The sequence below is a fragment of the Prosthecomicrobium sp. N25 genome, assembly GCF_037203705.1.
Lineage (GTDB): Bacteria > Pseudomonadota > Alphaproteobacteria > Rhizobiales > Ancalomicrobiaceae > Prosthecodimorpha.
Window position 1 is genome coordinate 446563 of sequence record NZ_JBBCAT010000001.1, and the last position, 24512, is coordinate 471074.

Below are 24512 nucleotides of genomic sequence, written 5' to 3' on the forward strand. Positions count from 1 at the left end.
TGCTGCGATGCGGCAACCATCTGTTAACCTTAGGTGTCATCATGAGCATCGCCCATCTCGCCAACGAAGTCCGCCACTCCTGGGAGCGGTACCGGACCTACCGTGAAGCCGTCCGCCAGCTGAACGCTCTCGACGACCGTCAGCTCTCGGACATCGGCGTCGACCGCGGTCGCATCCAGGAGCTCGTCCGTCTCGGACGCTGATCCGGATCCCCGCCAGGATCGACCCCGTGGACGCCCCGTCCTCGCACCCGCGAGGCGGGGCGTCCCCGTTTTTCGGGTACCGCGCTTCGAAACGGGCCATGGCACATCGCGCGCGCCGCGCTAGACTGGGCTTCCCCAACCGGAGGAGCATTCGCTTGGCCAATCTCGACGTCGCCGGTCATGTCCGCGAGATCGATCTCGTCGTCTTCGACAAGGACGGCACCCTGATCGACTTCGACCACCTCTGGTCCGGCAAGGTGATGGCCGCCATCACCGCCACCATCGCCGAGGTCGACGGCTCGCCCGACCTCGCCGCGGACCTCTTCTCGACCCTCGGTGCCGACCCGGCGAGCCGCCGCGTCCTGCCCGAGAGCCCGCTCGCGGTCGCCTCGATCCCGAGCCTCGTCATCGTCTGCGCGACGGTCCTCTACCGCCACGGGCACCCATGGCACGAGGCCGAGAGCACGGCCCAGCGGGCGTTCCGGCCCGTCTTCCAGGATCCCCCGACGGCCGCCGAGCTGAAGCCGGTCGGCGACGTCGCCGGCCTGATGCGGCGCCTCGCCGCCGCCGGCGTGAAGACCTCGATCCTAACCACCGACGACCGCCTGGGCACGCTCGCCACCCTGCCGCTGATCGGCATCGAGCCGCTCGTCCACGCTCTGGTGTGCGGCGACGACCCGATCCCCTCCAAGCCCGAGCCCGACGGGCTCCTGCATCTCGCCGCCCTCGCCGGCGTGGCGCCGGCCCGCGTGCTGATGGTCGGGGATTCGGCGGGCGACATGGCCGCCGCCCGCAAGGCCGGCGCCGGGCTCGCGGTGGGCGTCCTGTCCGGCACCAGCCGCGCCGAGCACTTCGGCTCGCTCGCCCATGTGGTGGTGGACGACATCCACGCCATTCGGGTCCTCGAGCCGGCGCCTCAGGCCTTGCGGTAGCGCACCCGGGCACTGTGCTCGATCGCCGCCGTGTTCAGCCGCGACACCTCGAAGGCGTCCCGGAGCATCTCCATGAAGCGGAGTTCCTCCTGCTCGGCCACCACGTCCGCCGACGCCACCTCGACGGCCAGCGCGTAGGCGGTCTCCTGCAGGCGGGCCGGCAGCGCCGACTTCACTTCGTCCAGGATCGCCTCGAGCCCGTTCGCCTCCTGCAGCCGCCCGGCCACCCGGTCCGCGATGGCGCCTATCCGCGACCGGTCGAATCCGTCGAAGACCGGCAGGCGCGCGATCAGGGTCTCGATGGACGAGAGTTCCACGTTGGCCATGTCGTGGTCTGCGACGCACATGGTCACCATCACGGTGACGAGCGCGTCCTGGGAGCTTGCGGTATCGCTCAAAGACGGTCTCCTCGGTTCCCCGCCGGTCCGGCGGCGCCCGCAAGGTAGGTCCTCGCCGCCGATTGTCCAAGGGGAAGCAGGGTCGGGGGCGCGATTGACGGCCCGGGCCCCCCTGACTAGTGTCCGCGCGCCTGCCGCCCCGCCGGCCGGCCCTTCGCCCGCCACCCGACAGGGACTCCGCCCATGACCGCGCGCGCGCCGCTCGACCTCGCCTTCGACCCCGCCCTCGTCGAGGCCGCGGCCAAGGCGAAAGCCTGGCCGTTCGAGGAGGCCCGCAAGATCGTCGCGCGGCTTGAGAAGGCGCCCAAGGACGAGGTCCTGTTCGAGACCGGCTACGGACCCTCGGGCCTGCCCCATATCGGCACCTTCGGCGAGGTGGCCCGAACCACCATGGTCCGTCACGCCTTCCACGTCCTCACGAAGGGGCAGGTCAGGACGCGCCTGCTCTGCTTCTCCGACGACATGGACGGCATGCGCAAGGTCCCCGACAACGTTCCGAACCAGGACCTCCTGCGCCAAAACCTCGGCAAGCCGCTGACCCGCGTGCCAGACCCCTTCGGCACCCACGGCAGCTTCGGCCACCACAACAACGCGCGCCTGCGCGGCTTCCTGGACGCCTTCGGCTTCGAGTACGAGTTCGCCAGCGCGACCGACTACTACGCGGAGGGCCGCCTCGACGCGAAGCTCCTCGTCATGCTCGAGCGCTACGACGACGTCATGGCGATCATGCTGCCCACGCTCCGCGAGGAGCGCCGCAAGACCTATGCGCCCTTCCTGCCCGTCCATCCGAAGACCGGCGTCGTCATGCAGGTGCCGATCGAGGAGCGCAACCTCGCCCGCGGCACCATCGTGTGGACCGACCCGGACACCGGCGAGCGCTTCGAGACGCCGGTGACCGGTGGCGGCTGCAAGGCGCAGTGGAAGCCCGACTGGGCCCTGCGCTGGGCCGCCCTCGGGGTCGACTACGAGATGTCCGGCAAGGACCACATCGACAACGTCAAGATCTCCGGCCGGATCTGCCGCGTCCTTGGCGAGGCGCCGCCCGAGGGCTTCAACTACGAGCTCTTCCTGGACGACAAGGGCGAAAAGATATCCAAGTCCAAGGGCAACGGCCTCACTATCGACGAGTGGCTGACCTATGCCTCGCCCGAGAGCCTGTCGCTCTTCATGTTCCGCGAGCCGAAGGCCGCCAAGCGGCTCTACTTCGACGTGATCCCCAAGAACGTCGACGAGTACTACCAGTTCCTGGACGCCTACCGGCGCCAGCCGCTCGAACAGCAGCTCGGCAACCCGGTCTGGCACATCCATTCCGGCCGCCCGCCGGCCCCCGAGACGATCGGCGCCGCCGGCGGCAACGCGCCCGCGACCGCGGTCTCCTTCACGATGCTCCTCAACCTGGTCTCGGCCTCCAACGCCGAGGACCGCGCCGTGCTCTGGGGCTTCCTGTCCCGCTACGCCCCCGGCGCGAGCCCAGCCGCCAACCCCGAGCTCGACCGGATGGTCGGCTACGCCATCCGCTACTTCCACGACTTCGTGAAGCCCATGAAGGTCTTCCGCGCGCCCACCGAGGCCGAGCGCGCCGCCCTGGGGGACCTCGACGCCGCGCTCGCCGCGGTCGGGCAGGGCGCCGACGGGGACGCCATCCAGGCCGCCATCTACGATGTCGGCCGCAGCCACTTCCCCGACACGCGCAAGATCGGCCCCGACGGGCGGCCCGGCGTCGGCCAGGACTTCTTCGCCGCGCTCTACCAGGTCCTCATCGGCCAGGAGCGCGGGCCCCGCTTCGGTTCCTTCGTGGCCCTCTACGGCGTGGAGGAGACCCGCGCCCTGATCGCTCGCGCCCTCTCCGGCGAGCTCGCTGCCGGCAAGGCGGCCTGAGCCGTCCGGGCCGCCGGGGCCCCCTCGCCGGGGGCGCCCGTCGCGTGCGCCGGGGGGGTGGCTACCCATGGGTTAGGCCCTTATCGTGGCCTCGGCCTTAGCGCCGCGGCCGGCACGTTCGGCCGGCCGCCAGATCGGGAGCGGGGACAATCCATTAAGAAATACAGAGCGGAAGTGTTCGGCACGTTCGTGCTGGTTTTCATCGGTGTCGGATCCGTGGTCACGGGTGGGTTCGGAGGCGCACTGCCCATCGGCCAGATCGGCATCGGCCTCTCCTTCGGCCTCACCGTCACGGCCGCGGCCTATTCCATCGGCCCCGTGACTGGCGCCCACCTGAACCCGGCCGTCACGATCGGCGCCTTCCTGGCGGGCCGCCTCAGCGCCGCCCACGTGCTGCCCTACATGGTCGCCCAGGTGATCGGCGCGGTCCTCGCCACCCTGGTGCTGCTCGCCGTCACCGCCGGCAAGGTGAAGGGCTACGACATCGCCGCCTCCGGCTTCGGCCAGAACGGCTGGGACCCGGTCGCCGGCTTCTCGATGACCTCCGCTTTCGTGATCGAGGTGGTTGCCACCTTCGTGTTCGTGACCGTGATCCTCGGGGTCACCCATCCGAAGCATTCGACCCAGCTCGCCGGCCTCGTCATCGGCCTGACGCTCGCGATCCTGCACTTCGCCTTCATTCCCGTGTCGGGCAACTCGCTGAACCCGCCGCGCTCCATCGGTCCGGCCCTCTTCGCCGGAACCACCGCGCTCGGCCAGCTCTGGGTCTACATCGTCGCCCCGATGATCGGCGGCGCGCTGGCCGGCATGCTGTTGCGCACCGGCACGCTCGAGGCCGACTGATCGGGTCCCTGAGGCGCGGGGGCCCCGCCGCTCACTCCACCGGGGCCGGCTCGGCGAGCGTCGTGGCGGGGGTCTCCTGCCACATGCCCCGCTTCTCCTTGCGCGCCGCCGCTTCCGCCTCCGCGAGGTCGCGGCGGTCGGCCGCCGGCTTCGCCCAGCCCTGCCGGACGAGCCAGGTCGCCACGTCCGTCTTGCCGAGCCGGCAGGGAATGGCGAAGTTGCCCTCTTGCGCGTCGGCGGGGAGAAAGCACTGCACTCCGCGGCCGCCCGCGAAGGCGCGGAGCGCCGCCAGCGCCTGCGCCCCGCAGGGCCATTCGCGCCCGTCCCGGCCGCGGCACTGCGCGTCCACCCCCAGGGGCTCGATGTCCGGCAGCCGGATCCGGATCTCCCCCGCCCTGATGATGCCCGGCGTCTCCGCCATCACCGGCCGGAGCACCCGCACCTTCGGCGGTTGCGCCGGCGGCTTCGGCACCTCGCGCGCCGGGAGGCGTTCGAGCGGGCCGGTCACGGCCGGCGGCGGCGTCACGCCGGGCGGCGTCACCACCCGCACCTCGCCGGCCGGAGCCGGACGAGGCGGTGCAGATCCGGGGGCTGGGCCGCCGGGCAAGGCCGCGGCGCCCGGCTCCGACGGACCGGCCCCCGAGGTTCCGTCCGGCCTGCGTGGCGGCGCGGCGCCGGTGAGGCCCGAGGCTGTCGCCGCGACGGCCGGCCGGCTCTCGTCGGCTGCCGGCGCCGCTTCGGCCCGCGCCGCCGGGCCGCCGGCCGTTTCACTGTCCGGCGGCCTCGGTCCCGACAGGAGCGCCAGCGACGCCGCGGCGATCGCCGCACCGGCCACCGCGCCGGCGAGCACCATGCGGGCGGCCCGCGCCGCCTTCACTGGCTCGCCCAGACGATGCGCGCCATCCAGGCCACCTCGTCGCTCCTGAGCTTGTCGCGCCCGCCCGGCGGGGCGATGCGGTCGACCTCCACCGCGGTCGCGGTGCGTCTGACCATGATCCTGGCCGACAGGATGCCGTCTGTCGACCTGACGATCACCCGGTCCCCGCGGCGGATGTCCGCCGTGGCCGACACGATGATCACGTCTCCGTTCCGGTAGAGCGGCATCAGGTCGTCGCCGGTCACCTCCAGGGCGTAGAGGGCGTCCGCCGGATGTCCGGGAAAGACAACCGAATCCCATCGGGTCCGGACCGGCATGCCGATCGGGTCGAAGGAGCCCGGATCGCCGGCCTCCCTCAGGTCGAGGAACGGCACGCTCACCGCCGCCGGCAGGCTCCCCGCCGCGGCGGCCGGGTCCCGCTCGCCGAGCAGCGCCATGAACTCGTCGAGCCCCGTGCCGGTCGCCTCCAGGATCTTGGCGATGGACTCGGTCGACGGCCAGCGCGGGCGGCCGTCGCCGCTCCGCCGCTTGGACCTGTTGAAGGTGGTCGCGTCCAGCCCGGCTCGCCGCGCGAGCCCGGATGCGGTCAGCCCGTGCCGGGCCGCACAGGCGTCGATGGCGGCCCACAGGCGCTCGTGGCTGAACGTCGCTCCGCGATCTCCGGTCATCGCGAGCCTCTCCCGGCCATCGAGCGCGCTGTCCTGCCCCACCGATTAACCCCAGCTTCTCCGGCTGTCCAGTACGAAGCATGAACGCGTCCGGGCCGGCCCGCTCTCCCTTGCCCCCGACTGCCGCCCCCGCTACCGTTCGGGGACATGCTCGGAATCGTCGATGCCTGCTGACATCATATACAAGATTTGCCCACGAACGCTCTGGACCGCAGCGGAACGCACCGGCCGCTTCGCGGGAGCCCCGGTCGACGAGGCGGACGGCTACATCCACTTCTCGACGGCGGGGCAGGTGAGGGAGACCGCGGCGCGGCACTTCGCCGGCCAGCACGATCTCGTGCTCGTCGCGGTCGGCGTCGCCGCCCTGGGCGAGGCCCTGAAGTGGGAACCCTCGCGCGGCGGCGCCCTGTTCCCGCATCTCTACGGGGACCTGCCCCTGTCCGCGGTCCTGTGGGTTCGCCCCCTGCCGCTCGGGACCGACGGCCGGCACGACTTCGGAGACCTCGCCCCGTGAGCCTCTACGCGCTCGCCCGCGGCGGCCTGTTCGCGCTCGATGCCGAGACGGCCCACGGGATCACCCTGCGCGTCCTGGCGACCGGCCTCCTGCCGGCCTGTCCGCCCCCCGACCGACGCCTCGCGGTCCGCGCGATCGGCCTCGATTTCCCCGGCCCGGTCGGCGTCGCCGCCGGCCTCGACAAGAACGGCGAGGTGCCCGACGCACTGCTCGCGCTCGGCTGCGGCTTCGCGGAGGTCGGGACCGTCACGCCGCGCCCGCAGGGCGGCAATCCGCGCCCGCGCCTCTTCCGCCTGCCCGCCGACCGGGCGGTGATCAACCGGATGGGCTTCAACAACCAGGGCCACGCCGCCCTGCGCGGCCGCCTTCTCGCCCGCAAGGCGCGCGGCGGCATCGTCGGCGTCAACATCGGGGCCAACAAGGACACGGTCGACCGCCCGGCCGACTACGTCGCCGGCATCGAGGCCTTCGCGGACCTGGCGTCCTACTTCACCGTCAACGTCTCGTCCCCCAACACGCCCGGCCTGCGCGACCTGCAGGCCCGCGGCGCGCTCGCCGAGCTCCTGGTCCGCTGCCTGGAGGCGCGCGACCGCATGGCCGAGGCGCACGGGCGGCGCGTGCCCGTGCTCCTGAAGGTCGCGCCGGACATGGACCAGGGCGGCATCGAGGACGTCGCCGCCGAGGCCCTGGACAAGCGCATCGACGGCCTGATCCTGACCAACACCACGCTCGCCCGCGACGGCCTGAGGGATCCGGCGGCCCGCGAGGCGGGCGGCCTGTCCGGCCGGCCGCTCTTCGAGCGTTCGACCCGGGTGCTCGCCCGCATGCGCCGACTGGTCGGCCCGGACATGCTGCTCGTCGGCGTCGGCGGGATCGACTCGGGCGAGACCGCCCTCGCCAAGATCGAGGCTGGCGCCAACCTGATCCAGCTCTATTCCGGCCTCGTCTACGAGGGGCCGGGGCTGATCGGCCGGATCAACCGCGCCCTCGCCGCCACGCTCGACCGGGAGCGCCTGACCTCCCTCGCCCCGCTCGTCGGCCGCCGCGTCGCGGCCTGGACCTGACGCCGGGCGGTCCGCCTAGCGCCCCCTCACCGCGTCGAACAGCCGCCGGAACGGGCCTCTCCTCGCCTGCCGCTCCGCCTGGCGGCGCAGGCGGACGATCTTGGGGCGCAGGTCGTCGGCCTCGAACCGCCGGAGGACGGCGTCCACGAACGCCTCGCCCGCATCGCCGAGGGTTTCGGGCGACCGCTCGTTTCGGTGCCAGCGTCGACCGGCCTCCTGCCCGAACCGCGCGTCGAAGCCGCTCCCCCAATGACGCGCCGCGAAAGCCTCGTTGCTCGCCGCGAAGCGTTCCCCGAAGCGGCGCGCCCCGTCGTCGTCGAAGCCGTCGAACCGACCCGCGTCCCAGCCCCTGATCTGCACCTCGTCCAGGGCGATCTGCGCCAGCGCCCTGCGGGCGCCCGGAAGCAGGGAGGCGGCCCGGCGTGCGAGCAGGCGGCAGGCCGCGACACCCTCCGGGCCGAAGCTCACGTTGACCCGCTCCCCCGCCCCGAGCCCGACCGCGCGGATGCGGGCCTCGTCCACGCCGGCGGCCGCCAGCAGGTCCTCGGCGGGATTGAGGCCGTCCCGCGCGGGTCGATACGGCACGGCGACGAAGCGGATCTCCGGGCTGTCCGTCCAGGCCTGCAGGCGACGCCCGAGGTCCATTTCGTCATGCGCGACGAGTTCGGCCGCATAGGCCTCGAAGTCGAGGTCGCACTGCAGGGCCTTGACCTGCTCGACATAGAAGGAGGTCGCCAGGGCCGCCTGCGGCCGCACGAAAGCGACCGCCGTGACCGCGAAGCCGTGCCGGAGGAGCCGGTCCACCAACGGGCGCACCCGTTCCGCCGTGACCAGCGGCCCGCTCAGCGTCTCGCTCGACAGGACCAGCGTGTCCGCGCCGTCCTCCGCGAGAACCGCGTCGAGCTCCGCGAGACCGAACCGGTCCGGCTCGGGCTCGACCGGAAGTCCGAGGTCTTGGCTGAGCGCGTGGTGGGCGCGGGGCAGGGGGCGGCGGCCGGCCGGACCGGGATACGAGATCCCCTGGGCGGCCAGGGCGTCGCGCGCCTCGCTCAGCGCGCGCTGAATGGCCGAGGTGCCCGTCTTGTGGAGGCCGACATGGAGGATCGCGTGACGCATGCGCGGGTCCCTAGCACGGGAGGTCGCGGCCGATCCACGCGCTGTCGCGATTGACAGTTCGGCCGAGGGGCTTTCTCCTCACGACTCGCTCCGCGAGGTCGCCCCGCATGTTCCTGCCCTCTCCGCGCCAGACCCAGATCCTGACCCTCGCCCGCCAGGTCGGCCGCGTATCGGTGGACGACCTCGCCGAACGCTACGCCGTGACGCCCCAGACGATCCGCAAGGATCTGAACGAACTCTGCGACCAGGGCCTGCTGACGCGCACCCACGGGGGCGCGATCCTCTCCTCCGGCGTCGAGAATGTCGCCTACGAGGCCCGCCGCCAGCTCGCCAATGCCGAGAAGCGCGCCATCGGCCTGCGCGCCGCCGGGCTCATTCCGAACGATTCGTCGCTCTTCATCAACATCGGCACGACCACCGAGGAGGTCGCGCGCGCCCTCATCGCCCGCGAGGGACTGCTGGTCATCACCAACAACATCCACGTCGTGTCGATCCTGCTGCCCAGCCCGCGGGTCGAGGTGATCGTTGCAGGCGGGCTCGTCCGCCGCACCGACGGCGGCATCGTCGGGGAGGCGACCATCGACCTCGTCAGCCAGTTTCTGGTCGATTACGCCATCATCGGCGCCTCCGCGATCGGCGCCGACGGCGCGCTGCTCGACTTCGACTACCGCGAGGTCCGAGTCTCCCAGAAGATCATCGAGAACGCCCGGCGGGTCATCCTCGTCGCCGATTCGATGAAGTTCACCCGCTCCGCCCCCGTCCGCATCGGCCACATCAGCCAGTGCGACGTCTTCGTCACCGACCGCGACCCCCCGCCGGACTTCCTGGAGATCTGCCGGCGCGACGGCGTGGAGGTGCAAGTCGCCGAGGACAACCCGGCCGAACCCATTCGCGATTCGGGAATGTGAAGGTTCACGGCTTCGATTTTTTCGCTTGATTTTCGTTTTGCCACCGATCACCATCCAGGTCGAAAACGGGGCGGCTCGAACCCGCACCCGGTGAGCGTGCTCCGGTCTCAACGGAGCCGTGGGGAGGAGACAGCATGGGAGCCGATACCGGCCCCTACGACCTCGTGGTCGTGGGCGGAGGCGTGAACGGCTGTGGCATCGCACGCGATGCCACCGGACGCGGGCTGAAGGTCCTGCTCGCCGAGCAGGCCGATCTCGCCAGCGCGACCTCGTCCGCCTCCACCAAGCTCGTGCACGGCGGCCTGCGCTATCTCGAATACTACGAGTTCCGCCTCGTCCGCGAGGCGCTGATCGAGCGCGAGGTGCTGATGCGCGCCGCGCCCCATTTCATCTGGCCGCTGCGCTTCGTGCTGCCGCATCACCGCGGCCTGCGCCCGCGCTGGATGATCCGCCTCGGCCTGTTCCTTTACGACCACCTCGGCGGCCGCGAGATCCTGCCCGCCACGCGGGCGGTGGACTTCCGCAAGGATCCGACCGGCGCGCCCCTGAAGCCGGCCTTCACCCACGGCTTCGAATACTCGGACGGCTGGGTCGAGGACGCCCGCCTCGTCGTCATGAACGCCAAGGACGCGGCCGAGCGCGGCGCCGAGGTCCTGGTCCGCACCCGCGTCCGGCAGGCCCGGCGTGAGGGTGGGCTCTGGCGGGTGACGCTGGAGGATGTCGCCGCCGGGACGACCCGCGAGGTCACCGCCCGCGGGCTCGTCAACGCGGCCGGCCCCTGGGTCTCGCAGTTCCTCGCCGGCGCTGTCGGCCAGAACGATCCCGACCGGGTGCGCCTCGTCAAGGGCAGCCACATCGTCGTGCGCAAGCTCTACGACCACGACCGCTGCTACATCTTCCAGAACGCCGACGGCCGCATCTGCTTCGCGATTCCCTACGAGGATGACTTCACCCTGATCGGCACGACCGACCAGGATTTTCGTGGCGATCCCGCCGCGGTCCGCATCTCCGACGAGGAGGTCGCGTATCTCTGTCAGGCGGTGAGCGAGTATTTCGCCCGGCCGGTCGTGCCCGCCGACGTGGTCTGGACCTATTCGGGCGTCCGCCCCCTCTACGACGACGGCGCCTCCAAGGCCCAGGAGGCGACCCGCGACTACGTGCTCCGCCTCGAGGGCGGGGCGGGCGAGGCGCCGTTGCTCAACGTCTTCGGCGGCAAGATCACCACCTTCCGCAGGCTCGCCGAGGCCGCGCTCGAGAAGCTGGAGCCCTTCTTCCCGGCCATCGGCCGGCCCTGGACGGCCGGCGCGGCGCTTCCCGGCGGCGACCTGCCGGTGAGCGGCGTCGAGGCCGCGGTCGCCGACCTGCGCCGCCGCTACCCCTTCCTCGCCGAGCGCACCGCCCGGCGCCTCTTCCGCTACTATGGCACCCGCACCCCGCGGGTGCTGGGCGAGGCGCGCTCCATGGCCGACCTCGGCCGCCGCTTCGGCGCCGATCTGACTGAGGCGGAGGTCGTCTACCTGATGGCCGAGGAGTGGGCCCGCACGGCCGACGACGTGCTCTGGCGCCGGTCCAAGCTCGGCCTGCGCGTCACCCCCGAGGAGCAGCGGGCGCTGGACGATTTCATGACCCGCCGCCAGGGCGATGTCGGCGCTCCGGCACTGCGCCAGGGAGGCCGCCCGTGACCCTGCGGCTCGAGAACGTCTCCCGGGTGGTCGGCGCCGAGACCCACATCCATCCGACCACGCTGACCCTCGAGAAGGGCACCGTGAACCTGCTCCTCGGGCCGACCCTCTCCGGCAAGACCAGCCTGATGCGCCTGATGGCCGGCCTCGACCGCCCGACGACCGGGCGCATCCTGATGGACGGCGTCGACGTGACCGCCACGGCGGTCCGCGACCGCAACGTCGCCATGGTGTACCAGCAGTTCATCAACTACCCGTCCATGACCGTCTACGAGAACATCGCCTCCCCGCTCCGGGTGAAGGGCGCGTCCAAGGCCGAGGTCGAAGTCAAGGTGCGGGAGGCCGCCGGCCTCCTGAAGCTCGAGGCGCACCTCGACAAGACGCCGCTGCAACTGTCCGGCGGCCAGCAGCAGCGCACCGCCATCGCGCGCGCCATCGTCAAGGGCGCCGACCTCGTGCTGCTCGACGAGCCGCTCGCCAACCTCGACTACAAGCTCCGCGAGGAACTGCGCGTCGAACTGCCCCGGGTCTTCGAGAAGACCGGCGCCATATTCGTCTACGCCACCACCGAGCCCTCCGAGGCGCTGCTCCTCGGCGGCAACACCGCGACCCTCCGGCACGGCCGCATCACCCAGTTCGGCCCGACCATCGAGGTCTACCGCCGCCCGGCCGACCGGGTGACCGCCGAGACCTTCTCGGACCCGCCCATGAATTTCGCCCTCGTGGAGATCCGCGGCGGCCGGGTCGCCCTCGCCGAGGCCCCGCTCTTCGCCGCCGCCGGCCCGCTCGCGGGTCTCTCGGACGGGACCTACACGCTGGGCTTCCGCCCCCATCACGTCGCGCTCGCCCGGGAGGCCCGGGACACCGTCTCCCTCTCGGGCCGCGTGGCCGTCTCCGAGATCACCGGCTCGGAGAGCTTCGTCCACGTCGACGTCGGCGCCGACCGCTGGATCGCGCTGGTGCCCGGCGTCCTGAACCTCCGCCCCGGCGATCGGATCGACCTCCATCTCGACCCGGCCTCCTTCTTCGTCTTCGACGCCGACGGGCGGCTCGCCGCCGCGCCGGCCGGCCTTCTGGCCGCGTGAGGGGAGGGGACCATGGCCCGCATCGAACTCCGCAGCCTCGCCCACGCCTATCGGCCCAACCCGGTGAAGCCGTCCGACTTCGCCCTGAAGGAAATGACCCACACCTGGGAGCAGGGCGGCGCCTATGCGCTGCTCGGCCCCTCCGGCTGCGGCAAGACCACCCTCCTCAACATCATCTCGGGCCTCGTCCACCCCTCCCACGGCAAGGTCCTGTTCGACGGCCAGGACGTCACCGTCCTGCCGACCGAGAAGCGCAACATCGCGCAGGTGTTCCAGTTTCCGGTCATCTACGACACCATGACGGTGGCCCAGAACCTGGCGTTTCCGCTCCGCAACCGCGGCGTCGAGGAGCGCGTCATCCGCGCCCGGGTCGACGAGGTCGCCCGCATGCTGGGGCTGGAGCGCGAGCTCAACTGGCAGGCCCGCGGCCTCACCGCCGACATGAAGCAGAAGATCTCGCTCGGCCGCGGCCTGGTGCGCGCGGACGTCGGCGCGATCCTGTTCGACGAGCCGCTGACCGTCATCGACCCGCACATGAAGTGGCTCCTCCGCGCCCAGCTGAAGCGCGTCCACGAGGAATCCGACGTCACCATGATCTACGTGACGCACGACCAGACCGAGGCGCTGACCTTCGCCGACAAGGTCGTGGTCATGTACGACGGCGAGGTGGTCCAGCTCGGCACGCCCCAGGAGCTTTTCGAGAAGCCCGCCCACACCTTCGTCGGCTATTTCATCGGCTCGCCCGGCATGAACGTCCTGCCCGCCGAGGTCTCGGGCGACCGGGCCCGCATCGGCACCCGCGAGATCCACCTCGCCCGGCGCTACCCGAACCTGCCCGCCGGCGCCCGTATCGAGATCGGCGTGCGCCCCGAATACCTGAAGCCGTCCACCTGGGACCACGCCATCCCGGTCCGGGTGACCCGGGTCGAGGATGTCGGCCGCGCCAAGATCCTGCGCTGCGAGCTGGACGGCCTGCCGCTCGCGGTCGTCGCCCCCGAGGACACCCGCATCGACGGCGACACCGTCCGGCTGGTGCCCGACATGGCTCACGTCCACGTCTACGCGGACGGCCACCGGGTCGAGGGGATCTGACGATGGACAAGCCCATCAACCACCGTGCCTGGTTCCTGGTTCTGCCGGTCTTCGCCCTGGTCGCCTTCAATGCGGTCCTGCCGCTGATGACCGTCGTCAACTATTCGGTCCAGGACACCTTCGGCAACAACCAGTTCTTCTGGAACGGCGTCGGCTGGTACGTCGAGCTGCTCGACCCCTCGACCGAGCTCGGCGGGCGATTCTACGACAGCCTGGGCCGCAACGCGCTCTTCTCCGCGATCATCCTGGCGATCGAGATCCCGCTCGGCATCCTGGTCGCCCTGACCATGCCCAAGAAGGGCTGGGGCGTCGCCGTCACGCTGGTCCTGATGGCCCTGCCGCTACTCGTGCCGTGGAACGTGGTCGGCACCATCTGGCAGATCTTCGCGCGCACCGACATCGGCCTTCTCGGCTGGACGGTGAACCGGCTCGGCATCGACTACAACTACACCAACGACCCGCTCTCGGCCTGGTTCACCATCATCGTCATGGACGTCTGGCACTGGACGAGCCTCGTCGCGCTCCTCTGCTACGCGGGCCTCAAGTCGATCCCCGACGCCTACTACCAGGCCGCCCGCATCGACGGCGCCTCGCGGCTCGCCATCTTCCGCTGGATCGAGCTGCCGAAGATGAAGCGGGTGCTTCTGATCGCCGTCCTGCTCCGCTTCATGGACAGCTTCATGATCTACACCGAGCCCTTCGTGGTCACCGGCGGCGGTCCCGGCAACTCGACGACGGTGCTCTCCATCGACCTCGTCAAGATCGCGCTCGGCCAGTTCGACCTCGGCAAGGCCGCGGCCATGTCGATCGTCTACAACCTCATCATCCTGGCGGTCTCCTGGGTGTTCTACACCGTGATGACCTCCTCGGATGCCCAGGACAGGAAGGCGGCCTGACCATGCGCGTCAAGACCCTGATCCTGCTGCTCTACATCCTGTTCCTCATGCTGCCCATCTATTGGCTCGTCAACATGAGCTTCAAGACCAACACGGAGATCATCGGCGGCCTCGGACTCCTGCCCGAGAACCCGACGCTGGAGAACTACAGGACGATCTTCACCGATCCGTCCTGGTACAACGGCTACATCGACAGCCTGATCTACGTCTTGATGAACACCGTCATCTCGATCGCGGTCGCGCTGCCGGCCGCCTACGCCTTCTCGCGCTACCGCTTCATGGGCGACAAGCACCTGTTCTTCTGGCTGCTGACCAACCGCATGGCGCCGCCCGCCGTCTTCGCGCTGCCCTTCTTCAACCTCTATTCGGCGATCGGTCTCTTCGACACCCACTGGGCCGTCGCGCTGGCGCACACGATCTTCAACGTGCCCCTCGCGGTCTGGATCCTCGAGGGTTTCATGTCCGGCGTCCCGCGCGAGATCGACGAGACCGCCTACATCGACGGCTACTCGTTCCCGAAGTTCTTCGTGAAGATCTTCGTGCCGCTGATCGCCAACGGCATCGGCGTGGCCGCCTTCTTCTGCTTCATGTTCTCCTGGGTCGAGCTGCTGCTCGCCCGCACGCTCACCAACAACATGCCGATCTCCTCAATCATGACGCGCACCGCCTCGGCGGCCGGCATGGACTGGGGCCTGCTCGCCGCCGCCGGCACGCTGACCCTGATCCCCGGCGCGCTCGTGATCTGGTTCGTCCGCAACCACATCGCCAAGGGCTTCGCCCTGGGGAGGGTGTGATGGAGAGCATCGCCTGGATGGCCTGGACGCCCGCGACCGCCGCCTTCTTCGGCGTGATCGCGGCCCTCCTGGCGCTGATGACGCTCCTCGCCGTGAAGCGCCCGGAGACGCCCCGGGTGGGCGTCCTCGCCATTCCGACGACGCGCGGCGACCGGCTCTTCATCTCGCTCCTCGGTGCAGCATTTATACACCTCGCCTTCATCGCGCTCGCCGGCACCGCCCCGCTCGGGACGCTGCCGGTCGGCGAGGGGCTCGAGGTCTCGCGCCTCTGGATCGCGACAGGACTGTCCCTGCTCTGGGCCGCGGCGGTGTTCCGCTGGGTCTGAGAGGCAGAGGATCGACGGCGGTGGACCGGTTGCGGGGTCCGCCGCCGACAAGAAACGACCGCAAGACGAGAAGTGGGAGGAATGAATATGTCCCGCATGAAAGCGAAACTCGGCCTCGCCGGGCTGATGCTCGGCCTCGCGTCCACGACCGCCCTGGCGGGCATGGACGAGGCACGCCGCTGGGTCGACAGCGAGTTCCAGCCTTCGACGCTCTCCAAGGAAGAGCAGATGAAGGAGATGGAGTGGTTCGTCAATGCCGCCAAGCCCTTCGTCGGCATGGAGATCAACGTCGTCTCCGAGACGATCACCACCCACGAGTACGAGTCCAAGGTGCTCGCCAAGGCCTTCCAGGAAATCACCGGCATCAAGGTCAAGCATGACCTGATCCAGGAAGGCGACGTCGTCGAGAAGATCCAGACCCAGATGCAGTCGGGCCGGAACATCTACGACGCGTGGATCAACGATAGCGACCTGATCGGCACCCACTACCGCTATCAGCAGGTGGTGCCGCTCTCCGACTGGATGACCGGCGAGGGCAAGGACGTCACCCTGCCGACGCTCGACGTCGACGACTTCATCGGCAAGTCCTTCACGACCGGTCCGGACGGCAAGCTCTACCAGCTGCCGACCCAGCAGTTCGCCAACCTCTACTGGTTCCGCTACGACTGGTTCCAGAACCCAGACTACAAGGCCCGCTTCAAGGCCAAGTACGGCTATGACCTCGGTGTGCCGGTCAACTGGTCGGCCTACGAGGACATCGCCGAGTTCTTCACGAACGACGTGAAGGAAGTGAACGGCCAGAAGATCTACGGCCACATGGATTACGGCAAGAAGGACCCGTCGCTCGGCTGGCGCTTCACCGACGCCTGGCTCTCCATGGCCGGCAACGGCGACAAGGGCCTGCCGAACGGCAAGCCGGTCGACGAGTGGGGCATCCGCGTCGAGGGCTGCCGTCCGGCCGGCTCCTCGATCGAGCGCGGCGGCGACACCAACGGCCCGGCGGCCGTCTACTCGATCACCAAGTACATCGAGTGGCTGAAGAAATACGCCCCGCCGCAGGCGGCCGGCATGACCTTCTCCGAGTCCGGCCCGATCCCGAGCCAGGGCCAGATCGCCCAGCAGATCTTCTGGTACACCGCCTTCACGGCCGACATGGTCAAGGAAGGGCTGCCGGTCGTGAACCCGGACGGCACCCCGAAGTGGCGCATGGCCCCGTCGCCGAAGGGCTCCTACTGGAAGGACGGCATGAAGCTCGGCTACCAGGACGCCGGCTCCTGGACGCTCCTGAAGTCGACCCCGGTGGATCGCCGCAAGGCGGCCTGGCTCTACGCCCAGTTCACCGTGTCGAAGACCGTCTCGGCCAAGAAGAGCCACGTCGGCCTCACCTTCATCCGTGAGAGCGACATCTGGCACAAGTCCTTCACCGAGCGCGCCCCGAAGCTCGGCGGCCTGATCGAGTTCTACCGCTCGCCCGCGCGCGTGCAGTGGACCCCGACCGGCACCAACGTTCCGGACTATCCGAAGCTGGCCCAGCTCTGGTGGCAGAACATCGGCGACGCCTCGTCCGGTGCCAAGACCCCGCAGCAGGCCATGGACGCCCTCGCGGCGGCCCAGGATTCGGTGCTGGAGCGCCTGGAGCGCGCCAACGTGCAGGGCGAATGCGGTCCGAAGCTCAACAAGAAGGAGTCGGCCGAGTTCTGGTTCGCCAAGTCGGAGAAGGACGGCAACGTCGCCCCGCAGCGCAAGCTGGCGAACGAGAAGCCCAAGGGCGAGACCGTCGACTACGACGCGCTGATCAAGTCCTGGCCGGCTACCCCGCCGAAGCGGAGCTGATCGGCTGACGACGGGCGGGGGGCGGCCGGACGGCTCTCCCTCGCCCAACCCTCTCCGGATGCCGACCGCCCTCTCCCCTTGCCGGGGAGGGGGCGATCCGGCAAGGCTCCGGAGGCAACGACGCTCCGGAACCGGCCATGACCACCTACATCCTCGCCATCGACCAGGGCACCACCTCGACGCGCTCCATCCTGTTCCGGAAGGACCTGACGGTGGCGGCCGTGGCCCAGGAGGAGTTCCCGCAGCACTACCCCGCCTCCGGCTGGGTGGAGCACGACCCCGAGGACCTCTGGCGGACGACCGTCTCGACCATGCGGGCCGCCCTCGCCAAGGCCGGCGCGCGAGCCGCCGAGGTCGTCGCCATTGGCATCACCAACCAGCGCGAGACCACCCTCGTCTGGGACCGCGCGACTGGCGCCGCCATCCACAAGGCGATCGTCTGGCAGGACCGTCGCACCGCCGACGCCTGCGCGCGGCTCAAGGCCGAGGGCCACGAGCCGCTCGTCTCCGCCCGCACGGGTCTGCTGCTCGATCCCTATTTCTCCGGCACCAAGGTGGCCTGGCTGCTCGACAACGTGCCCGGCGCCCGCGAGCGCGCCGCCCGCGGCGAACTGGCCTTCGGCACCGTCGACAGTTTCCTGCTCTGGCGCCTGACCGGCGGCCGGGTGCACGCCACCGACGCCACCAACGCCTCCCGCACCCTGCTCTACGACATCCACCGGGGCCGCTGGGACGAGGAGCTCTGCAGGCTCCTCGACGTGCCCATGGCGATGCTGCCAGAGGTCTGCGACTCGGCCGCGCCGTTCGGCACCACCATTTCCGACATCCTCGACGCCCCCGTGCCGGTCTGCGGCATCGCCGGGGATCAGCAGGCCGCCACCGTCGGCCAGGCTTGTTTCGCGCCCGGCATGATGAAGTCGACCTACGGCACCGGCTGCTTCGCGCTCCTCAACACGGGCGAAAATCCCGTCACCTCCTGCAACCGCCTCCTCACCACCATCGCGTACCAGCTCGACGGCCGGCGCACCTACGCGCTCGAAGGCGCGATCTTCATCGCCGGCGCCGCCGTACAGTGGCTCAGGGACGGCCTCAAGGTCATCCGCTCGGCCGAGGAGACCGGCTCGCTGGCGGCGACCGCCGACCCGGCCCAGGACGTGATCCTCGTCCCCGCCTTCGTGGGCCTCGGCGCGCCCTACTGGGACGCCGACTGCCGCGGCGCGCTCTACGGCCTGACGCGCGGCACCTCGCCCCGCGAACTCGCCCGCGCCGCGCTGGAATCGGTCGGCTACCAGACCCGCGACCTGATCGAGGCCATGCGCGGGGACTGGGCCGGCGAGGCCGGGACGGTGCTGCGTGTCGACGGCGGCATGGTCGCCTCCGACTGGACCATGCAGTTCCTGGCCGACATCCTGGACGCGCCGGTCGATCGCCCGAAGGTCCTCGAGACCACGGCCCTCGGCGCCGCTTACCTCGCGGGCCTGCAGGCCGGGGTGCTGCCGCCGCCCGCCGACTTCGCGCGCACCTGGGCCCTGCAGCGCCGCTTCGCCCCCGTCATGGACGCGGACACGCGGAACCGGAAATATGCGGCCTGGCAGGACGCGGTCGCCCGGACCTTGAGCCGGCGCGGGTAGGCTGACCGCACGCCAACGCCGCGTTCAGGATCGATGCAGCCTCGGCCGCTCATGATGCGCGCCGGGGTTACGATCCGAACGAGGTTCTCTTCCATGCACAAGGCATTTCTGGCCGCCGCCGGGCTCGCCCTCGGCCTCGCCGCCGCGCCCGCGGAGGCGGGCTACTACGGCTACGGCCACGGGTACGGGTATGGCTACGGCCACGGGTACGGCTATGGTCACGGCTACGGCGGCTTCTACGCGCCGCGCCACTACGGCTACCGCACCCGGAGCTACGACGGACCGGTCTACCAGGCCTACCGCGGCTACGGTCAAGGCTATGCGGTCAGGCCCTGGGCCTATTCGGAGACGCCGCGGGGCACCCGGCCCGACCTGGCCGAGCGGTCGAAGCCCAAGCCCGCCGACGAGCCCGAGGACGCGGCCGTTGCCCGCGGCGACGACGCGCCCGTGCCGCCCCCTCCCCGGCCGGAGGCGAGGCCGCCCAAGGCGCCGCCCGCCGCCGCCGCCGCGGCCCCGCCGCGCCCGGGCGACTGCGTGGCGCCGAAGACGGGCGACGAGGCCGACGGCGTGACGGCGCCGGTCGTCGACGAGGAGGCCGGCCCCGCCCGCAAGGCCCCGACCTGCGGCTCCTGACCGCGTCCCTCGCCCGCCGGCCCCCGGTCCCTCGGGGTTGGGCCGGCCGGCGCCCCGAAGATCCGGCGTCCCCGACGCCTCCGCCCCTTGGCCGGCTCCCGCTCTCGCCCGATACTCCGGCGACGCACGAGAGGGAGCCGCCCGCATGTCCGCCACCGTCCTGGGTCTCGACATCGGCACCTCCGCCGTAAAGGCCGTGCTCGTCGACGGGCGCGGCGTGGCGGTCGCGGAGGCCTCCGCGCCGGTCGCGACGAGCCGCCCCCGTCCGCTCTGGTCCGAGCAGGACCCGGAGGACTGGTGGCGCGCCGTCGAGGCCGCGGTCGCCGACCTCGCCCGCGCCGCCCCGGACGCGTGGCGGGGCGTCGCCGCCATCGGTCTCTCCGGCCAGATGCACGGCGCCGTCCTGCTCGGTGCCGACGACCGGCCGCTCCGCCCGGTCATCCTGTGGAACGACGGCCGCGCCCACGCCGAATGCGCCGCCCTGACCCGCGACCACCCGGGTCTCGCCGCGATCGTCGGGGTGAAGCCCATGCCGGGCTTCACCGCCCCGAAGCTCGCCTGGCTCGCCCGTCACGAACCCGGGGTCTTCGCCGCGATCCGCTGCGTGCTCCTGCCCAAGGACTACGTCCGCCTGAAGCTCTCGGGCCTGCGCGCCACCGACATGTCGGACGCCGCCGGCAGCTGGCTCCTCGACGAGGCCCGCCGCGCCTGGTCGCCGCAGGCCGCCGCCGCCGTCGGCCTCGATCCGGCGACCCTGCCGGCGCTGGTCGAGGGGTCCGAGCCCGCCGGCACGCTCCGGGCCGCGGTCGCCGAGCGTTGGGGCCTCGCGCCCGGCATCCCCCTCGCGGGCGGCGCCGGCGACGCCGCGGCGGGGGCCGTCGGCATCGGCGCCGTCGCGCCCGGCGACGCCTTCGTGTCGCTCGGCACCTCCGGCCAGCTCTTCGCCGTCACCGACGGCTACCGGCCCGCGCCGGACTCGATGGTCCATGCCTTCGCGCATGCGCTGCCCGGCCTCTGGTACCAGATGGGCGCCATGCTGACCGGCGCCTCGGCGCTCGCCTGGGCCGCCGGCCTCCTCGGCCGCACCCCGGCCGGCCTCGCCTCGGAAGCCGAAGCCGTGCCGGAGGGCGCCTCCGACCTCCTGTTCCTCCCCTACCTGACCGGCGAGCGCACCCCCCACGACGACCCGGACGCTCGCGGCGTCCTCTTCGGCCTCGAGCCCGGCAGCGACGCCGGCCGGGTCGGCCGCGCCGTCATGGAGGGCGTCGCCTACACCTTCGCGGACGCGGCGGCTGCCCTCCGGTCGGCCGGAACCGAACCCGCCGCCTTCGGGTTCGTCGGCGGCGGGGCCCGCAGCGATTTCTGGGCGCGCCTGCTGGCCGCCGTCCTCGCCCGGCCGATGATCCGCTACCGCGGCGCCGACAAGGGCCCCGCCTTCGGGGCCGCCGCCCTGGCCCGCATGGCCCTGACCGGCGCGTCCCCCGGCGACATCGCCCGCAAGCCCCCGGTCGAGACCGTGTTCGAGCCCGACCCGCGCCTGATCGACCGCCACGCGCCCCGGGTCGAGCGCTTCCGGACGCTCTACCGGGCGCTCGCCCCCGAGTTCAAGGCGGCCCGCGCGTAGCCGTCCCTCTTGCAATCCGCCGCCAAGTCTGCGATTGAGTTATGCGCAAGATGCTTCAAAAAGAAATTTCTTGCATATTGAGCTGCTGGAGGTCTCCATGGTGAGCCGCATCATCTCGGTCGACCCGTTCGACTTCGTCGCCTTCGGCGGGACCGGCGACCTGGTCCGCCGCAAGCTCCTGCCGGCTCTCTACCAGCGCGACCGCGACGGCCAGATCGAGGATCCGACCCGGATCGTCGCCGTCGCCCGCTCGCCCATGACCCGGCAGGCCTACCGCGATTTCGCCCGCGAGGCCCTGATCGACCACATCGACCAGGACGAACGCGAACAGGCGACCCTCGACCGCTTCCTCGACCGCCTGCATTACGTAAAGGTCGACGCGACCGGCGATGCGGGCTGGGGCGACCTCGCCGCCGTGCTCGACGAGGCGCCGGACCGGATCCGCGTCTACTACCTGGCGACTAGCCCGGACCTCTTCGGCGAGATCTGCCGCCGCCTCGGCCAGGCCGGCCTCGTCACCGAGGCCTCGCGCGTGGTCGTCGAAAAGCCGGTCGGCAAGAACCTGGCGTCCGCCCGCACCGTGAACGACGCCGTCGGCTCCGTCTTCGACGAGCGCCGGATCTTCCGCATCGACCATTATCTCGGCAAGGAGACGGTGCAGAACCTGATGGCGCTGCGCTTCGCCAACAGCCTGTTCGAGCCGCTCTGGAACGCCGCCCACATCGACCACGTCCAGATCACCGTCGCCGAGACCCTCGGGGTCGAGGGCCGCGCCGGCTACTACGACACGGCCGGCGCCCTGCGCGACATGGTGCAGAACCACATGCTCCAGCTCCTCTGCCTCGTCGCCATGGAGCCGCCCGCCGCCTTCGAGGCGGACTCGGTGCGCGACGAGAAGCTGAAGGTGCTGAAGGCCCTGAAGCCGATTCGCGATGGCCAGGTCTCGGACCTGACGGTCCGCGGCCAGTACGAGGCGGGCGCCTCCGCGAACGGGCCGGTGAAGAGCTACGCCGAGGAACTCGGCCGGTCGGGCAGCCGCACCGAGACCTTCGTGGCCCTGAAGGCCGAGGTCGCCAACTGGCGCTGGGCCGGCACCCCCTTCTACCTGCGCACCGGCAAGCGCCTCGCCACCCGCTGCTCCGAGATCATCATTTCCTTCAAGTCGATCCCGCATTCGATCTTCGGCGGCGCCCGGGTCCAGCGCAACGAGCTGGTCATCCGCCTTCAGCCCGACGAGGGCGTGAAGCTCCACCTGATGATCAAGGATCCCGGCCCCGGCGGGATGCGGCTCCGGCGCGTGCCCCTCGACATGAGCTTCGCGGAGGCCTTCGGGGTGCGCAACCCCGACGCCTACGAGCGGTTGGTCATGGACGTGGTGCGCGGCAACCAGACCCTGTTCATGCGCCGCGACGAGGTCGAGGCGGCCTGGACCTGGATCGACCCGATCCTGGAGGCCTGGGGCCAGGCGGCCGACACGCCGCGGTCCTACCGGTCGGGCACCTGGGGCCCGTCCGCCGCCATCGCGCTCATCGAGCGCGACGGCCGCACCTGGCACGAGGACGGCGTCTGAAGCGACCCGCAGCGAGAGGAGGCGAGACGATGACCATCCAGGCCCGCATCGGCGAGATCACCGAGCGCATCGTCCGGCGCTCCCATGACGGCCGCAGCCGCTATCTCGACCGGCTCCGCGCCGCCGCCGAGAAGGGCAGGGTGCGCAACCGCATGGGCTGCGCCAACCTCGCCCACGGCTTCGCGGCCTGCGGCCCCGCCGACAAGTCCGCCCTGATGGCCGGGGAGGTGCCCAACATCGGCATCGTCACCGCCTACAACGATATGCTCTCCGCCCACCAGCCCTACGAGGGCTATCCCGAGCGCATCCGGCAGGCCGCGCGCGAGCGCGGTGCGGTCGCCCAGGTCGCCGGCGGCGTGCCGGCCATGTGCGACGGCGTCACGCAGGGCGAGGCCGGCATGGAGCTCTCCCTCTTCTCCCGCGACGTGATCGCGATGGGGACCGCGGTCGCGCTCTCCCACCAGATGTTCGACGCCGCCCTCTACCTCGGCATCTGCGACAAGATCGTGCCCGGCCTCGTCATCGGCGCGCTTTCCTTCGGCCACCTGCCCGGCGTCTTCGTGCCCGCCGGCCCGATGCCCTCCGGCATCTCCAACGACGAGAAGGCGCGCGTCCGCCAGCTCTACGCGGAAGGAAAGGTCGGCCGCGCCGAACTCCTCGATAGCGAGGCTCGCTCCTACCACGCCCCCGGCACCTGCACCTTTTACGGCACCGCCAACTCCAACCAGATGCTGATGGAACTGATGGGCCTGCACATCCCCGGCGCCACCTTCGTGAACCCGAACACGCCGCTCCGGGACGCCCTGACGGTGCTCGCGGTGGAGCGCGCGCTGGCCATCACGGCGTCCGGCAACGTCTTCGCGCCGATCGGCGAGATCCTGGACGAGCGCGCCTTCGTCAACGGCGTGGTCGGCCTGCACGCCACCGGCGGCTCGACCAACCACACCCTCCACCTCGTCGCCATGGCGCGGGCCGCCGGCATCGCCCTGAACTGGCAGGACTTCGCGGACCTTTCCGCCGTCGTCCCGTTGGTCGCCCGCGTCTACCCGAACGGCTCGGCGGACGTGAACCACTTCCGCGCGGCCGGCGGCCTGCAGTTCCTGATCCGCGAGTTCCTCGCCGCCGGGCTCCTGCATCGCGACGTCCGCACCGTCTGGGGCACGGGCCTCGAGGGCTACACGGTCGCCCCGACCCTCGGCGAGGACGGCCGCCTCGCCTTCGCGGAGAGCCCGGCCGAGTCCGGCGCCGACGCCGTGCTCCGCCCCGCATCCCGGCCGTTCCAGCCGACCGGCGGCCTCGCGGTCCTCGACGGCAATCTCGGCCGCGCCGTCATCAAGACCTCGGCGGTGAAGCCGGACCGCCACGTGATCGAGGCGCCCGCCCGCGTCTTCCACGATCAGGAGGAGCTGCAACGCGCCTTCAAGGCCGGCGAACTCGACGGCGACATGGTGGCGGTCGTCCGCTTCCAGGGCCCGAAGGCGAACGGCATGCCGGAACTCCACAAGCTGACCCCGCCGCTCGGTGTCCTTCAGGACCGCGGGTACCGGGTCGCCCTGGTCACCGACGGGCGCATGTCGGGCGCCTCCGGCAAGATCCCGGCCGCCATCCATGTCACCCCCGAGGCCGCCGAGGGCGGCCCGATCGCGCGCGTGCGCGACGGCGACCGGATCCGCGTCGATGCCCTGGCGGGGACGCTGGAGGTCCTGGTCGACCCCGCCGAATGGGCGACCCGGCTTCCCGCCGAGGCCGACCTGTCGACCAACGGCTGGGGCGTCGGGCGCGACCTCTTCGCCGGCTTCCGCCGGTCCGTCGGCCCCGCCGACCAGGGCGCCTCCGCGCTCTGAACGGGCGGCGCCGCATCGCCGCATTGACTTCGGTGGCGTGAGGCACCCGTAGTGCCTGTGGACGCGACGCGTTTCGTCGCGTATTTTGTCAGACAAATTTC

At 71.1% G+C, this 24512-nt stretch carries 23 protein-coding genes; 19 read left to right on the forward strand and 4 right to left on the reverse strand.

All coding sequences use genetic code 11. From position 1 onward, the window contains the following. The first annotated feature begins 41 nt into the window (after positions 1-41). Positions 42-203, forward strand: a complete 162-nt coding sequence (locus WBG79_RS02095) for a DUF1127 domain-containing protein (RefSeq protein ID WP_337355456.1) — start codon at positions 42-44, stop codon at positions 201-203. Between the two features lie 155 nt (positions 204-358). Further along, positions 359-1135 carry an HAD family hydrolase gene (locus WBG79_RS02100; RefSeq protein WP_337355457.1) on the forward strand — a complete coding sequence of 259 codons (777 nt, stop codon included), beginning with the start codon at positions 359-361 and terminating at the stop codon, positions 1133-1135. Here WBG79_RS02100 and WBG79_RS02105 read toward each other — a convergent pair. After that, a complete protein-coding gene (locus tag WBG79_RS02105; protein WP_337355458.1) occupies positions 1120-1533 on the reverse strand; it encodes a tellurite resistance TerB family protein in 414 nt (137 codons plus the stop codon). The two genes, WBG79_RS02100 and WBG79_RS02105, sit on opposite strands and share 16 nt — an antisense overlap. A gap of 183 nt (positions 1534-1716) precedes the next feature. On the opposite strand from WBG79_RS02105, the gene WBG79_RS02110 reads away from it, so the two are divergent. Both WBG79_RS02110 and WBG79_RS02115 read left to right on the forward strand, forming a co-directional pair. Beyond that, positions 1717-3411, forward strand: coding sequence for a lysine--tRNA ligase (locus WBG79_RS02110; RefSeq protein ID WP_337355459.1), 1695 nt, complete (start codon positions 1717-1719; stop codon positions 3409-3411). Positions 3412-3564: 153 nt separating this feature from the next. Next, entirely contained in the window at positions 3565-4254 is a 690-nt protein-coding gene (locus WBG79_RS02115) for an aquaporin (RefSeq protein WP_337357870.1), read from the forward strand. Positions 4255-4285: 31 nt separating this feature from the next. On the opposite strand, the gene WBG79_RS02120 is transcribed toward WBG79_RS02115, so the two are convergent. Together WBG79_RS02120 and WBG79_RS02125 are read right to left on the reverse strand one after the other, a co-directional pair. Next, entirely contained in the window at positions 4286-5131 is an 846-nt protein-coding gene (locus WBG79_RS02120) for a hypothetical protein (protein ID WP_337355460.1), read from the reverse strand. After that, a complete protein-coding gene (locus tag WBG79_RS02125; RefSeq protein WP_337355461.1) occupies positions 5128-5799 on the reverse strand; it encodes a S24 family peptidase in 672 nt (223 codons plus the stop codon). Before WBG79_RS02125 ends, WBG79_RS02120 begins: the two co-directional genes overlap by 4 nt. Before the next feature lie 163 nt (positions 5800-5962). Between WBG79_RS02125 and WBG79_RS02130 the strand changes: the two genes are divergently transcribed. Continuing rightward, positions 5963-6313 carry a DUF952 domain-containing protein gene (locus WBG79_RS02130; protein ID WP_337355462.1) on the forward strand — a complete coding sequence of 117 codons (351 nt, stop codon included), beginning with the start codon at positions 5963-5965 and terminating at the stop codon, positions 6311-6313. Then, the gene (locus WBG79_RS02135) at positions 6310-7377 is read left to right on the forward strand and encodes a quinone-dependent dihydroorotate dehydrogenase (protein ID WP_337355463.1); all 1068 of its coding nucleotides are present in this window, start codon (positions 6310-6312) and stop codon (positions 7375-7377) included. The genes WBG79_RS02130 and WBG79_RS02135 overlap by 4 nt, the downstream gene beginning before the upstream one ends. 15 nt (positions 7378-7392) lie before the next feature. Here WBG79_RS02135 and WBG79_RS02140 read toward each other — a convergent pair whose 3' ends face one another. After that, on the reverse strand, positions 7393-8493 hold the full coding sequence (locus WBG79_RS02140; RefSeq protein ID WP_337355464.1) for a hypothetical protein: 1101 nt from the start codon (positions 8491-8493) through the stop codon (positions 7393-7395). A 107-nt stretch (positions 8494-8600) separates the two neighbouring features. On the opposite strand from WBG79_RS02140, the gene WBG79_RS02145 reads away from it, so the two are divergent. The 13 genes from WBG79_RS02145 to edd all read left to right on the forward strand — a co-directional run bounded on the left by WBG79_RS02145 (position 8601) and on the right by edd (position 24411). Beyond that, a complete protein-coding gene (locus WBG79_RS02145; protein WP_337355465.1) occupies positions 8601-9401 on the forward strand; it encodes a DeoR/GlpR family DNA-binding transcription regulator in 801 nt (266 codons plus the stop codon). A gap of 134 nt (positions 9402-9535) precedes the next feature. Further along, positions 9536-11083: a glycerol-3-phosphate dehydrogenase gene (glpD, locus tag WBG79_RS02150; RefSeq protein ID WP_337355466.1), complete on the forward strand. Its 1548-nt coding sequence runs from the start codon at positions 9536-9538 to the stop codon at positions 11081-11083. Continuing rightward, positions 11080-12168: an ABC transporter ATP-binding protein gene (locus tag WBG79_RS02155; protein ID WP_337355467.1), complete on the forward strand. Its 1089-nt coding sequence runs from the start codon at positions 11080-11082 to the stop codon at positions 12166-12168. Before glpD ends, WBG79_RS02155 begins: the two co-directional genes overlap by 4 nt. Before the next feature lie 12 nt (positions 12169-12180). Further along, on the forward strand, positions 12181-13260 hold the full coding sequence (locus tag WBG79_RS02160; RefSeq protein ID WP_337355468.1) for an ABC transporter ATP-binding protein: 1080 nt from the start codon (positions 12181-12183) through the stop codon (positions 13258-13260). 2 nt (positions 13261-13262) lie between these two features. Then, positions 13263-14156, forward strand: a complete 894-nt coding sequence (locus WBG79_RS02165; RefSeq protein WP_337355469.1) for a carbohydrate ABC transporter permease — start codon at positions 13263-13265, stop codon at positions 14154-14156. Positions 14157-14158: 2 nt separating this feature from the next. Then, on the forward strand, positions 14159-14950 hold the full coding sequence (locus tag WBG79_RS02170) for a carbohydrate ABC transporter permease (protein ID WP_337355470.1): 792 nt from the start codon (positions 14159-14161) through the stop codon (positions 14948-14950). Then, the gene (locus WBG79_RS02175) at positions 14950-15276 is read left to right on the forward strand and encodes a DUF2160 domain-containing protein (RefSeq protein WP_337355471.1); all 327 of its coding nucleotides are present in this window, start codon (positions 14950-14952) and stop codon (positions 15274-15276) included. The genes WBG79_RS02170 and WBG79_RS02175 overlap by 1 nt, the downstream gene beginning before the upstream one ends. A gap of 87 nt (positions 15277-15363) precedes the next feature. Then, the gene (locus WBG79_RS02180) at positions 15364-17109 is read left to right on the forward strand and encodes an ABC transporter substrate-binding protein (RefSeq protein ID WP_443147395.1); all 1746 of its coding nucleotides are present in this window, start codon (positions 15364-15366) and stop codon (positions 17107-17109) included. A gap of 137 nt (positions 17110-17246) precedes the next feature. Beyond that, entirely contained in the window at positions 17247-18740 is a 1494-nt protein-coding gene (gene glpK / locus WBG79_RS02185; protein ID WP_337355472.1) for a glycerol kinase GlpK, read from the forward strand. Positions 18741-18833: 93 nt separating this feature from the next. Next, positions 18834-19373: a hypothetical protein gene (locus WBG79_RS02190; RefSeq protein ID WP_337355473.1), complete on the forward strand. Its 540-nt coding sequence runs from the start codon at positions 18834-18836 to the stop codon at positions 19371-19373. A gap of 145 nt (positions 19374-19518) precedes the next feature. Beyond that, positions 19519-20997, forward strand: a complete 1479-nt coding sequence (xylB, locus tag WBG79_RS02195; RefSeq protein WP_337355474.1) for a xylulokinase — start codon at positions 19519-19521, stop codon at positions 20995-20997. Between the two features lie 97 nt (positions 20998-21094). Beyond that, on the forward strand, positions 21095-22567 hold the full coding sequence (gene zwf / locus WBG79_RS02200; RefSeq protein WP_337355475.1) for a glucose-6-phosphate dehydrogenase: 1473 nt from the start codon (positions 21095-21097) through the stop codon (positions 22565-22567). A 29-nt stretch (positions 22568-22596) separates the two neighbouring features. Then, positions 22597-24411 (forward strand): phosphogluconate dehydratase, encoded by a 1815-nt coding sequence (gene edd, locus WBG79_RS02205; protein ID WP_337355476.1) that lies wholly within the window; start codon positions 22597-22599, stop codon positions 24409-24411. The last annotated feature ends 101 nt before the right edge of the window (positions 24412-24512 follow it).